Raw genomic sequence first — 12,727 nt, forward strand, 5'->3', positions numbered from 1 at the left:
GGCGTTGACTTTTGGCACGCTGTTGAGTTCTCAAGGAACGGTCGCTTCCTTTGTACTCACCCTCTCGGGCTTTCCTCCGGGCGCTTCCCTTCGGTGTTCCAAACTCTATCAGTGTTTTTCCGGCCCTCTGACCACCGTCCTGCAGGCATGCAGAAGGCGACCCCGAGATAGGATCTGACAAGTTGGTTGCTGCCGGGCGAGGACGCGAGCTTGCGTCGCTCATCCCCAAGCAGGAGTACGACTGTACACGCGGCCGTAGAGCCGGTGCAAATCCCTTTGGGGTATGGTCTAGACCACTCTGGAGTGCCTGCGCGGAACCGGCACTTCAGGTGACATACGCTGCTGAGCAGTGTGCCGTCCGGTACCGATACGGACGGCCCCTATCGATCTCCACCCCTGGGAGGCTTCCCATGACCACCGTGACGTCCCCACTCGCAGGACGCGCCATCGGACTGGCAGCCGTGCCGGATCCGGTCTTCTCCGGGGCCATGGTCGGCCCGGGCACAGCGATCGACCCCGTACGCGAGCCTTCCGAAGCCGTCTCCCCCGTGGACGGCGTCATCGTCTCCCTGCACCCGCACGCGTTCGTCGTGGTCGACGAGAGCGGACACGGCGTGCTCACCCACCTCGGTATCGACACCGTGCAGCTCAACGGAGAGGGTTTCGAGCTGCTCGTGAACAAGGGCGACACCGTCCGGCGCGGTCAGGGCGTCGTGCGCTGGAACCCGGCGGCCGTCGAGGCCGCAGGCAAGTCCGCGGTCTGCCCGGTCGTAGCACTGGAAGCCACGGCCGAGGCGCTCTCCGATCTTCGCGACAACGGTGATGTGAAGGCCGGCGACAGTCTCTTCCTCTGGAAGTGACGTCTGTGCCGTCGTATGACGGCGAGTAGGACAACCAACGCGGCGGTGGGACCCGCCGCACTATCGGAGACGGGTGAGATGGAGACAACGCTGCGAGGCGTCGGCGTGAGCCACGGTGTGGCGATCGGCGAAGTTCGGCATATGGGAACGGCGGTGCTCGAGCCGCCCGCGAAGCAGATTCCGGCGGAGGAAGCGGAGCGTGAACAGGGGCGCGCCCGCAAGGCCGTGGAGGCTGTGGCGGCCGACCTGATGGCGCGCGGGAATCTGGCGGGAGGCGAAGCCCAGGCGGTGCTCGAGGCCCAGGCCATGATGGCCCAGGACCCCGAGCTGATGGCCGACGTGGAGCGGCGGATCGCTGTCGGCAGCACGGCCGAGCGCGGGGTGTACGACGCGTTCGCCTCGTACCGCGAGCTGCTGGCCGGCGCCGGTGAGTACCTCGCCGGTCGCGTGGCCGACCTCGACGACGTGCGGAACCGTATCGTCGCCCGTCTGCTGGGGGTGCCGATGCCGGGTGTCCCCGACAGCGACGAGCCCTATGTCCTTGTGGCCCGTGATCTCGCGCCTGCCGACACCGCGCTGCTCGACCCCACTCTCGTGTTGGGCTTCGTCACCGAGGAGGGCGGCCCGACCAGTCACAGCGCGATTCTGGCCCGCGCGCTCGGGGTGCCGGCCGTCGTGGCGCTGCCGGGCGCCGGTGAGCTCGCCGAAGGCACGATGATCGCCGTCGACGGCAGCACGGGCGAGATCTTCGTCGAGCCGAGCGATGAGAAGAAGGCGCAGCTCGAGGCCGCGGCAGCCGAGCGGAAGGCTGCCTTGGCCGCCTCGACCGGGCCTGGAGCGACCGCGGATGGTCACAAGGTGCCGCTCCTGGCGAACATCGGTGGCCCTGTGGATGTGGCGGCCGCCGTGGAGGCTGGTGCGGAAGGCGTCGGTCTGTTCCGTACCGAGTTCCTCTTCCTGGATGACAGCAAGCAGGCGCCGTCCGAGGAGAAGCAGATCGCGGCGTACCGGCAGGTGCTCGAGGCGTTCCCCGAGGGGCGTGTCGTGGTGCGGGTGCTGGACGCGGGTGCGGACAAGCCGCTCGACTTCCTCACTCCGGCCGACGAGCCGAACCCCGCGCTGGGCGTGCGGGGCCTGCGGACGCTGCTCGATCACCCCGAGGTCCTGCGCACGCAGCTGACGGCGCTCGCGAAGGCCGCGGAGGGGCTGCCGGTCTATCTCGAGGTCATGGCCCCGATGGTGGCGGACCGTACGGATGCCCGGTCCTTCGCGGACGCGTGCCGTGAGGCGGGGCTGCGGGCGAAGTTCGGTGCGATGGTCGAGATCCCGTCGGCCGCGCTGCGGGCACGCTCGATCCTGCAGGAGGTCGAGTTCCTGTCGCTGGGGACGAACGACCTGGCGCAGTACACGTTCGCCGCCGACCGTCAGGTGGGTGCGGTCTCCCGTCTTCAGGATCCGTGGCAGCCCGCGCTGCTCGACCTGGTGGCGCTGTCCGCCGAGGCGGCGAAGGCCGAGGGCAAGAGCTGTGGTGTGTGCGGTGAGGCCGCGTCCGACCCGCTCCTCGCCTGTGTGCTGGCTGGTCTGGGCGTCACCTCTCTCTCCATGGGCTCGGCGTCGATCCCCTACGTCCGCGCGACGCTGGCGAAGTACACGTTGGCGCAGTGCGAGCGGGCCGCCGCCGCGGCCCGGGCGTCGGACAGCGCCGAGGACGCGCGGAGCGCGGCGCAGGCGGTGCTGTCCGGCGAGTAGGCCGGATGTGGTCGGCTGATCGGCTGCCCGGGAGGGGCGCTCCACTGAGGTGGGGCGCCCCTCCGGGTTTCAGTGGTGGTGTCCCCGTGTGGGTTTCTCGTCTCCGAGGTCGGGTGGTGCGCAGTAGTCGACGTTGGATTCCGGGGAGATGAGGTCCCCGGAGTCGATGTCGGTGCAGTAGGCGTCGAAGACCTCTCCCGCGGTGAGGGGTGTGAGTCCGTATGCGCGCAGGCGCCAGCCGTAGACGCGGTCGGGGGTGCCTGGGGCGCTGGCCCGGATGACGAGGCCGCCGGGGCTTTCGGTGGCCAGGCCGAGGGCCAGGACCGTGGTGAATTCGAGGGCTTCGGTCTCGTCGAGTTCCAGGGCGTTGCCGGTGTCGGTGGCGTGGAGTGCGGCGACGAGGGTTTCGGGTGGTCCGGTGACGCTGCAGACGAGGTGCCGGTCCCCGGGTGGAGCTGTGTCGAGGATGCGGACGAGGAGTTCCGAGGCGCGGGTGAAGGCGGCGCGTCCGATGTCCTCGCCGCAGGAGGTGCAGGCTCCCAGGCGGGCGAGGAGCGTGGTCGCGTACTCCCAGGTGGCCTGCCGGACGGCTTCGTCGACGAGGGAGGAGAGGAGGTCGGCCAGGGGCTGGCCCTCGTACGGGAGGCTCGGGCCGGTCAGCGCGAGGTGCGCGGTGAAACGGGTGCGGGTCGACGGGATGTCGGGGTCCAGGCCCTTCTGTTCGCAGAACTCGGCGTATTCCTCCGGGTCGAAGAGGGCCACCGTGGTGTGGCTGCCTTGCAGGGCCCGCGTCCTGAGGAGGGCCTCCATCTGCTTGAGGTAGGTCGCGTGGTCGTCGAAGGTGAAGCTGCGGTAGCGCCGCATGGCCCGGAAGTCGTGCTCGTCGGTCAGCAGGCCGATGGTGCCTGCGATTTCGCGGCCCAGGACGCGTCGCATGGTCCTGCTGTCAGTGTGCGCCATTGTGTTCCCCCTGTGCACGGTCGATCAGTGCTCACTCACAGTAACCGGCGGCACTGACAATGGGGGCTGCCAGGGGGATCACCTACTCGACCGATGAAGAAAACGCAGGTCATGGCGGTGTGGCTGATGCCAGCAGCATCTACCCACCGTGACGGGGAGTGGTCCAAGACGCCGGTCAGGCGCGCTTGCGGGCCAGTTCCTCGTAGAAGGCCAGCAGGTCGAGGTTGTCGATGGAGCCCGGGTTGACCGCCTTCTCCAGGGGGGTGCCTTGGAGGAGGCGCTTGACCGGGACCTCGATGCGCTTGCCGGTGAGGGTGTGCGGGATGCCGGGCACTTCGATGATCTCGTCGGGGACGTGGCGCGGTGAGAGTTGCTCGCGGATGGTCTGCTTGACGCGGTTCAGCAGGGACTCGTCGAGGGTGACTCCCGGGGCCAGATGCACGAAGAGGGGCATCCAGTAGCCGCCGTCGGGCTGTTCGATGCCGATGACGAGGGACTCCCGGATCTCGGGGAGGCGCTCGACGGCTTCGTAGATGTCGGCGGATCCCATGCGAACGCCCTGGCGGTTGAGCGTGGAGTCGGAGCGGCCGTGGATGATGACGGATCCGCGGGAGGTGACGGTGATCCAGTCTCCGTGCCGCCATACGCCGGGGTAGGTGTCGAAGTAGCTGTCGTGGTAGCGGCTGCCGTCGGGGTCGTTCCAGAAGTGGATGGGCATCGACGGCATGGGGTTGGTGACCACGAGTTCCCCGACCTCGTCGATCAGGGGGCTGCCGTTCGGGTCCCAGGACTGGAGGTCGGTGCCGAGGCAGGGGGCCTGCAGCTCGCCGACGTGGACCGGGAGGGTCGGTACCGCTCCGGCGAAGCAGGAGCACACGTCCGTACCGCCGCTGACGGAGGCGATCCACAGGTCGTCGCGGACCTCGTCGTGGAGCCAGCGGAAGCCGTCCGGCGGCAGGGGTGAGCCGGTGGTGGCGACGCACTGGACGGAGGAGAGGTCGAAGTCGCGGGACGGGTGCACGCCGGCCTTGCGGCAGGCCATGACGTAGGCGGCCGACGTGCCGTACAGGGTGGCTTTCGTGCGTTCGGCGATCCGCCATTGGGCACCGGTGTCGGGGTAGCCGGGGCTGCCGTCGTAGAGGACGACCGTGGTGCCGGTGAGCAGGCCGGAGACGAGGAAGTTCCACATCATCCAGCCGGTCGAGGTGTACCAGAAGAAGCGGTCCTCGGGGCCCAGGTCGCAGTGCAGGCCGATCTGCTTGAGGTGCTCGACCAGGATGCCGCCCTGGGACTGGACGATGGCCTTGGGCAGGCCGGTCGTGCCGGAGGAGTAGAGCACCCACAGGGGGTGCTCGAAGGGCACCTGCTCGAAGACGGGGGCGGTGTCGCCGGAGGTGAGGGCCGACCAGTCCAGGGCGCCCTCGGGCGCGTCGGTGCCGAGGAGGGGGATGTGGACGACGGCGCGCAGGGTGGGCAGTTCGCGCCGCAGTTCGGAGACGATCTCGCGCCGGTCGTGTTCCTTGCCGCCGTAGCGGTAGCCGTCGACGGTGAACAGCACGACGGGTTCGACCTGCTGGAAGCGGTCGAGGACGCTGCGGGCGCCGAAGTCGGGCGCGCAGGACGTCCATACGCCGCCCACGGCTGCTGTGGCGAGGAGGGCGACCACGGCCTGCGGGATGTTGGGGAGGTAGCCGCTGACGCGGTCTCCGGGGCGCACGCCGAGGGCGCGCAGTTCGGCGGCGAGGGAGCCGACCTGGCGGCGCAGTTCGGTCCAGGTGACGGGGCTTGGTTCGTGTGTCTCGTCGACGTACAGGAGAGCCGGTTCGTCGGCGCGGGTGTCGGCGGCGCGCAGGGCGTGTTCGGCGTAGTTGAGGGTTGCCCCGGGGAACCATGGGGCGCCCGGCATGGAGCGGTTGCCGAGCACGCGCGCGTAGGGGGTCGAGAAGCGGACGTCGAACCACTCGGTGACGGCTGTCCAGAAGGTTTCCAGCTCATCGACGGACCAGCGCTGCAGGGCCGCGTAGCCGCCCTCGGCGGGGGCGCCGTGGTGCTCGGCGGCCCAGGCCTGGAACCTGGTGATGCGTGCCCGTGCGATGCGCTCGGGGTCGGGCTGCCAGAGCGGCTGAGGACTATCGGTCGACATGGTCGGCTCCCGGACTGTGCGCGTCGTGTGCGTCCTCCGCGCACGGGCTGGGGTGTGCGCGTGACGCGGCTGGCACGGACAATGCCACGTGATCGACTTCGGCACCAGGGTGCGCCCCACATAGTCGGTGTCGTGAAGATGTGGTCCTGACACGGGTGAACGGCAGTTGAACGAGACGCGCTCGTGGGGCGGTCAGTGGCAGGGTGAGCAGCATGAACGGTCGTGACCTGGTGCGTTCGGTGAAAGCGGTGGGTTCGGTGGGGGCGGCGCAGGGTGTGCGTACCGTACGAGCAGCGTGGCGCAGGCGGCGGGCCGACGCCACCGGGCTGCCGTCGCGGGGGGCGGAGCGGGCGCGGGTGCCCGGGCCCGTGCAGGGGGTGGAGCCGGGGCCGGGGGGCGGTGTCGTCCGGTTCAGCCGGTCGGAGTTGCGGATTCTGGTCGCGGTGAACGGGGCCGTCTTCTGGGGCTGGGACGGGGCGGAGCCCGAGCCGTCGTACGCGCTGGCCGGCCGCTGTCCGGAGCCGGACCCTCGTGCGGTGCTGGAGCCGGACAAGGACGGCGGCTGGCGGGTGGTGGCCGAGCGGGCGACGGTGGTCGTCTCGCGGCACGGCGCGGTGGAGGTGCGCACCCCGGGCGGCGTGACCCTTCGCCGTGATCTGCCGCCGCGGTGGTGGGAGCCGGTCGGTGGCGGCCAGGCGCGGTGGATGCAGCGGTCGGAGGTGGCTGCCGACGCGCGGTTCTTCGGTCTCGGGGGGCGTGCTTCGGGTCCTCGGCTGCCGGACGGGACGTACCGGCTGTGGAACACCGATCCCGGGCACGCCTTCGCGCCTGGTGACGACCCGCTGTACATCACGATGCCGGTGCAGCTGGTGGTGTCCGACGGAGGTACCCATCTGGTGTTCCACGACAGCTCGTGGGACGGCACGGTGACCCTGCGGGAGGGCGAGGAGGGTGCGGGTTCCGGGCACGATCGCGCCGGGACGAGCGAGCTGCGGATGGACGGCGGTCCGCTGCGCTGCTGGGTGATGGTGGGCAGCCCCGCGCGCGTGCTGCTCGCGTGGGCCTCGCTGACCGGGGCGCCGGCGCTGCCGCCCGCGTGGGCGCTCGGCCATCACCACGCGCGGTGGGGGTTCGGCAGCGAGCAGGAGGTGCGGCGGATCGTCGCGGGGTATCTGGAGCACGGTCTTCCGCTCGACGCCGTGCATCTGGACATCGACCATTTCGACGCTCATCAGGGTTTCACCGTCGACCAGGACCGCTTCCCGAAGCTGCCGGTTCTGGCCGAGGAGCTGCGGCGGGACGGCATCCGGTTGGTGTCGATCGTCGACCCGGCCGTGAAGGCCCTGCCCGGCAACGCGGTGTACGACGACGGCGTGGCGGAGGACGCGTTCGTGCGGGACGCGTCGGGGCAGGTTGTGCAGGGTGTGGTGTGGCCCGGGGAGGCGGTGTTTCCCGACTTCACGCACGCGCGCGTGCGGGAGTGGTGGGGCCGTCTCTACGAGGAGCGGCTGACGCAGGGGTTCTCGGGTTTCTGGCATGACATGAACGAGCCCACCTCGTTCAACGCCTTCGGGGAGACGACGCTGCCGCGTTCGGCGCGGCACTCCTTGGAGGGGCGGGGCGGGGACCATCGTGAGGCGCACAACGTGTACGCGCTGTGCATGGCCCGGGCGGGCTTCGAAGGGCTGCGGAAACTCTCGCCCCAGGAGCGGCCGTTTCTGTTCTCCCGCTCCGGGTGGGCCGGCATGCAGCGCTACGGCGGGACGTGGTCGGGGGACGTGGCCACCGGCTGGCCGGGACTGCGGGCGTCTCTGGCGCTGGTCATGGGGCTCGGGCTGTGCGGTGTCCCGTACTCGGGTCCGGACATCGGAGGCTTCGACGGGGATCCTTCACCCGAGCTGTACCTGCGGTGGTTCCAGCTGGGCGCGTATCTGCCGCTCTTCCGGACGCACGCGAGTCTGCGGGCGGGGCGGAGGGAACCGTGGGAGTTCGGTCCGGAGGTGCTGGAGCACGCGCGCGTGGCGCTCGTGGAACGCCGGCGGCTGCTGCCGTACTTCATGACCTTGGCGCATCTGGCCCGGCGGACCGGGGCTCCCTACGTGCGGCCCCTGTGGTGGGCCGCACCGGAGGAGCGGGTGCTGCGGGACTGCGGGGACGCCTTCCTGCTGGGGGACAGCCTGCTGGTGGCGCCGGTGCTCGATCCGGGCGCGGACCGGCGTGCCGTGCAGCTGCCGCGGGGACTCTGGTACGACACAGCGACGGAGCAGGCGTACGAGGGGCCGGCGCCGGTGCTCGTCGACGCGCCCCTGTCGCGGATCCCGGTGTTCGCACGCGCGGGTGCCGTGCTTCCCGTGCGCGGGGAGGACGGCGGGCTGGAACTGGAGGTCTGGGCACCCGCCCGGGGCCGGACCGGGGGCGGGCTGGTCGTGCCGGACGGGGGCGAGGGCTGGGACGAGCCGGAGATCGAGCGCTACACCACCCGGTGGACGGGCTCGCGGGTGGTCGTCGAGCGGGAGGGCGAGGACGGCGGGGGCGCGCCGCCCCACCCGGTGCGCGTCCGCGGGGCCGGGGAGCGCTGAGCTCAGTACCGGCCCTCGAACCAGGCCCGGACGGCCACGGTGTGCAGCGGGAAGGCGAGCTCCTCCGGCCTGCGCAGGAGGTGCCAGCCCTCGGTCTCGTCCGTGGCAGCGGAGGGCGGCAGGCCCTCGGCCGGGCGTTCCGGGAGGAGACCGAACAGCAGCAGGTGTCCGTCGGGCGAGCTCATGGCGTCGACGAGGCGTACGTCGCGGCCGGCCGCATCGATGCCGGTCTCCTCCTTGAGCTCGCGTACGACTGCCTGCCGCCAGTCCTCGCGGTCGTCGATGTAGCCGCCGGGCAGGGCGATGCCCCCGCGCGCGGGAGCGACGGTTCGTGTGATGACCACCAGGGCCATGCCCTTGGTGTCGTACACGGGCTGGAGGGCCACCGCGACCGGGAGCGGGTTGCGGTAGGCCACGGCGCCGCATGCCGGGCAGGTGCGGGGCCAGCCGGAGACGCCCTCACCGTAGGGCGCGCCGCAGCTCGAACAGTGGGAGTCCGGCGCGGAGTTGGAACTGGAGTGCTGAGTTTCGGACACGCGGCGGACTGTAGCCGATCACGGGGAGGGCGTCTCGGGCAGGCGGCTCAGTGGGCGCTGCCTGCGTCTACCAGGAGTGGTCCCCGGTGGGGAAGGGACAGGCGCTGTGACTGCCTGTCGCGTCCGGGGCGGTGGCCTGCCGATCTTCGGCGGATCGTGACAGACTCCTGACGGGCCGTCAGATCTAGCTGTGGGGAGGGGCTGTGGCGCGTACTCGTACACCTGTGGTGGCGGGGTGGTTCGCCGGGGAGGGGGACGGTTTCCGGCTGCTCGGCACGCGTTGCACGGCATGCGCTTCGGTCTTCTTCCCACGCGAGGACCACCGTTGCCGCAACCCGGGCTGTGCGGGCGGGGAGTTGGAGGAGATCCCGCTGTCCCGGCGCGGGCGCGTCTGGTCGTACACGGACAGCCGGTATCGGCCGCCGTCACCCTACGTGAGCGATCCGGAACTTCCATGGGAGCCGTGCGCGTTGATCGCTGTGGAGCTGGAGGCCGAGCGGATCGTGGTGCTGGGACAGGCGGCTCCGGGGGTCACCGCCTCGGATCTGGCGGTGGGCATGGAGGCGGAGGTCGTGCCCGGCGTGCTCCATGAGGACGCGGAGACGACGTGGACGACGTGGCAGTGGCGGCCGACGGGGGTGAAGGCGTGACGGACGAAGTGGCGGTGCTCGGCGCGGGCATGCATCCGTGGGGCAAGTGGGGGCGGAGCTTCGTCGAGTACGGCGTGGCGGCCGCCCGCGCGGCCCTCGCCGACGCCGGGCTGGACTGGCGGGACATCGGCTCGATCATCGGCGCGGGCACGGTGCGGGGCGGCTACCCGGGATTCGTCGCGGGAGCGACATTCGCGAAAGCACTGGGTTGGCAAGGAGCCCGGGTCGCGAGCGTGTACGCGGCGTGCGCCTCCGGTGCACAGGCCGTCGACACCGCGCGGGCCCAGATCCTCGCCGGCCTCACCGATGTGGTGCTGGTGGTCGGGGCCGATGCCGCTCCCAAGGGATTTTTCCGCCCGGCGGGCGGCGACCGGCCCGACGATCCCGACTGGCTGCGCTTCCGCATCCTCGGGGCGACCAACCCGGTCTACTTCGGGCTGTACGCCCGCAGACGCATGGCTGTGCACGGCGACACGCCGGAGGACTTCGCACAGGTGAAGGTGAAGAACGCGGCGATGGGAGCGGTCAACCCGAACGCCCGCTACCGCAGCCGTGTCACGGCCGAGGAGGTCGCCTCCTCCCCCGTCGTCGCCGATCCGCTGCGGCTGCTCGACATCTGCGCCACTTCCGACGGCGGTGCGGCCCTGGTGCTGTCGAGCCTGGAGTACGCGCGGCGGCATGGGCACGCGGAGCCGGTGCGGATCCGGGCCGTCTCCACGGTGACCCCGCGTTACCCCAACACCGTGTTGGACCTGCCGGACATCGCCACGGACTCCGCGGTCGCGGTGGCGGTGGACCCGCCCGGGGAGACGTTCCGGACGTCGATCGCGCGGGCGGCCTACGACGAGGCCGGCATAGGGCCGGAAGACCTGTCGCTGGCCGAGGTCTACGACCTCTCCACCGCCCTTGAGCTTCAGTGGTACGAAGACCTGGGGCTGTGCGGTGAGGGCGAGGGCGTGAAGCTGCTGCGCGACGGGGCGACGGCCCTGGGCGGTCGCATACCGGTGAACGTCAGCGGTGGACTGGCCTCCTTCGGCGAGGCGGTACCGGCCCAGGCGATAGCCCAGGTGTGTGAGCTGGCCTGGCAGTTGAGAGGCGAGGCAGGTGACCGGCAGGTGACGGGAGCGCGCGTCGGCCTCAGCGCGAACCAGGGGCTCTTCGGGCACGGGTCGGCGGTGATCGCGGTGCGGTGAGCCGCTCTGCCGGAGACTGCACGACCGCATGGCGCCATGCGGGTCACGCACCGCCTCCGTGCGGGTCGTACGGCCGCGCCGGACGCTGGCCATACGCTGTGTGACCGCGCCGGAATCCTGCGTGAACGTCTCATGAACTGGGCCTGAGCGTGCGCCGGTGGAGTCATCATGCTCCCGTGCGCTCCTGGACGGATACTCTCCGCTTCGCCTTCCAACCGGTGGTCAACCTGGCGACCGGGGCGGTCGCGGGACTGGAGATACTCGCCCGCCCGGAGAGCGGCGACATCCTGGCCGAAGCCCGTCGGGATCCCGAACTCGACTGCCGGCTGGCGGTGTCAGCGGTCCGTGCGGCGGTGCGCAAGGAGACCCTGCTCCCGCTGTTCGTCAACGTGTTCGCCGGCACCCTCGCCGACCTCGGCGGTCTCCCTTCCCTGCACGACGCCGTGCGCGAGGCGGGGCGCCTGCCGTGGGAGGTGACGATCGACGTCTGTCCGCCGTACACGCACGTGCCGCAGCACGCGCTGCTGGAGGCGGTCGCCACACTGCGCGGCCAGGGCTTCCGGATCTGCGCGGACGGCGTGGGGGACGGGGACGTGCCCTTGCGGCTGCTCTCGGACATCGCGCCCGGCCTCGTGAAACTGGACGCGTCGCTGCTGGCGCGGCCCGCGGTGGTGCGGTCGATGCGGACGCTGTGCGACGAACTGGGAGCGCTCCTGGCCGTGGAGGGCGTGGAGACCGAGGGGCAGTGCGCGGCGGCATGGGCGGCCGGGGCACAGCTGGCACAGGGCGAGCTCTTCGCGCCGCCGGCCCGGCTGCCCGCCGCGGACGTCTACGTTCCGCCCCGCTCCCCCGGCGGTATGGCGGTGCCTCGGTCCGGGCCGTCGGTACGGGAGTTCGTGCGGCCCGCAGCCTTGCTGCCCGCCACGGCGTCCGCGGGTCAGGTGCGCGCGCTGCTGACCGGCTCGCCGGACGTGTCCGGGGTGCTGCTCGTGGACACCGCCGGGGTACCGGTCCGGTCGGTGCACCGGTCCCGCTTCCTGTTGTCGATGTCGGGACGCTACGGGCACGCCCTGTACGCCGACCGGCCCGCGGCCAAGCTCGGTGACCCGCCGCGGACGGTGGGTGTCGACGCGACCGCCTGGGAGGTGCTGGACGTGGTGGCGGTCGGCGGACGGGACCGTACGTCGGACGACGTGGCCGTGGTGGACGAGCACGGGCGGTGCGTGGGGGTCGTACGGCTTGCGGACCTCGTGCGCGCGCTGGCCGAGACGCGGGTGGAGGAGGCGGCCGGACTCAATCCGCTGACGCGTCTGCCGGGCTCGGACGCGATCACCGAGGAGGTGGACCGGCGCATCGCTGCCGGGCGGGCGTTCGCGCTGAGCTGGCTGGACGTCGACCACTTCAAGCAGGTCAACGACGGGGCCGGGTTCGCGGCGGGCGACGAGCTGATCCGGGCAGTGGGCCGAGCACTCCAGCAGGCCGCCACGGGCGGGGCACGCGTGGGGCACATCGGCGGGGACGACTTCCTGGTCCTGGCCGATCCGGACGGCCTCGATCCGCTGGCCGCCTCCGTGCTGGACGCGCCCTGGTCGGCGGGCGGGCGGCCGGTCACGCTGTCGCTCGCGACGGTGCTGTGCGCGCCGGGCAGTGTGGCGGACCACCGGCAGGCGGCGGCCTGCCTGGCACCGCTGAAGAAGGCGGCGAAGGCCTTGCACGGGGCGAGTTGGGTGCTGGGCCGCGCGGGATCGCCCGGCCACGAGACGCGCCGGGGCTCCGAACCGGCAGCGGCGGGGTGTGGCGTGGCGGAACCCGGTGGGGGGTGATGGGCGGCTGCGGGAAGGGCCGGGTATTCGGGGGTTCTGTATCGCTCGCAGTGCCGGAGGGGCGCGAGCGTGGGTTCTGGGCGGCTTGCAGGTCGCGTGGGGTGAGGACATGAATGCGCTCTGAGCCGCATGCGGGGTCGCGTGGGCCCGGAGGGGCGGGCATGGGGTTCTGAGCCCCTCGTAGGGGCTTCAGCGGCGAGCGGGGCAGGGGATCTGGCGGAGCTCCGGTGGGCT

At 71.4% G+C, this 12,727-nt stretch carries 9 protein-coding genes; 6 read left to right on the forward strand and 3 right to left on the reverse strand.

The window, feature by feature from the left end; all coding sequences use genetic code 11:
• Window positions 1-410 precede the first annotated feature (410 nt).
• Window positions 411-860, forward strand: coding sequence for a PTS glucose transporter subunit IIA (locus ABZ386_RS36825; RefSeq protein WP_351346882.1), 450 nt, complete (start codon window positions 411-413; stop codon window positions 858-860).
• Between the two features lie 78 nt (window positions 861-938).
• A complete protein-coding gene (ptsP, locus tag ABZ386_RS36830) occupies window positions 939-2,609 on the forward strand; it encodes a phosphoenolpyruvate--protein phosphotransferase (protein WP_358967959.1) in 1,671 nt (556 codons plus the stop codon).
• A gap of 69 nt (window positions 2,610-2,678) precedes the next feature.
• On the opposite strand, the gene ABZ386_RS36835 is transcribed toward ptsP, so the two are convergent.
• Together ABZ386_RS36835 and ABZ386_RS36840 are read right to left on the reverse strand one after the other, a co-directional pair.
• Entirely contained in the window at window positions 2,679-3,569 is an 891-nt protein-coding gene (locus tag ABZ386_RS36835) for a hypothetical protein (RefSeq protein WP_351346886.1), read from the reverse strand.
• Window positions 3,570-3,744: 175 nt separating this feature from the next.
• Window positions 3,745-5,712, reverse strand: a complete 1,968-nt coding sequence (locus ABZ386_RS36840) for an acetoacetate--CoA ligase (RefSeq protein ID WP_351346888.1) — start codon at window positions 5,710-5,712, stop codon at window positions 3,745-3,747.
• Between the two features lie 212 nt (window positions 5,713-5,924).
• Here ABZ386_RS36840 and ABZ386_RS36845 point away from each other — a divergent pair, with 212 nt between their 5' ends.
• The gene (locus ABZ386_RS36845) at window positions 5,925-8,291 is read left to right on the forward strand and encodes a TIM-barrel domain-containing protein (protein ID WP_358967962.1); all 2,367 of its coding nucleotides are present in this window, start codon (window positions 5,925-5,927) and stop codon (window positions 8,289-8,291) included.
• A gap of 2 nt (window positions 8,292-8,293) precedes the next feature.
• Here the strand turns inward: ABZ386_RS36845 and ABZ386_RS36850 are convergent, their stop codons facing one another.
• Entirely contained in the window at window positions 8,294-8,827 is a 534-nt protein-coding gene (locus ABZ386_RS36850; RefSeq protein ID WP_114250838.1) for an NUDIX domain-containing protein, read from the reverse strand.
• 224 nt (window positions 8,828-9,051) lie between these two features.
• Between ABZ386_RS36850 and ABZ386_RS36855 the strand changes: the two genes are divergently transcribed.
• From ABZ386_RS36855 to ABZ386_RS36865, 3 genes are all read left to right on the forward strand, one after another.
• Entirely contained in the window at window positions 9,052-9,477 is a 426-nt protein-coding gene (locus ABZ386_RS36855; RefSeq protein WP_355721003.1) for a zinc ribbon domain-containing protein, read from the forward strand.
• Window positions 9,474-10,670, forward strand: a complete 1,197-nt coding sequence (locus tag ABZ386_RS36860; protein ID WP_358967965.1) for a lipid-transfer protein — start codon at window positions 9,474-9,476, stop codon at window positions 10,668-10,670. The genes ABZ386_RS36855 and ABZ386_RS36860 overlap by 4 nt, the downstream gene beginning before the upstream one ends.
• 176 nt (window positions 10,671-10,846) lie before the next feature.
• Window positions 10,847-12,493 carry a GGDEF domain-containing protein gene (locus ABZ386_RS36865; protein ID WP_358967968.1) on the forward strand — a complete coding sequence of 549 codons (1,647 nt, stop codon included), beginning with the start codon at window positions 10,847-10,849 and terminating at the stop codon, window positions 12,491-12,493.
• The last annotated feature ends 234 nt before the right edge of the window (window positions 12,494-12,727 follow it).

Source organism: Streptomyces sp. NPDC006140 (assembly GCF_040628815.1).
GTDB lineage: Bacteria > Actinomycetota > Actinomycetes > Streptomycetales > Streptomycetaceae > Streptomyces.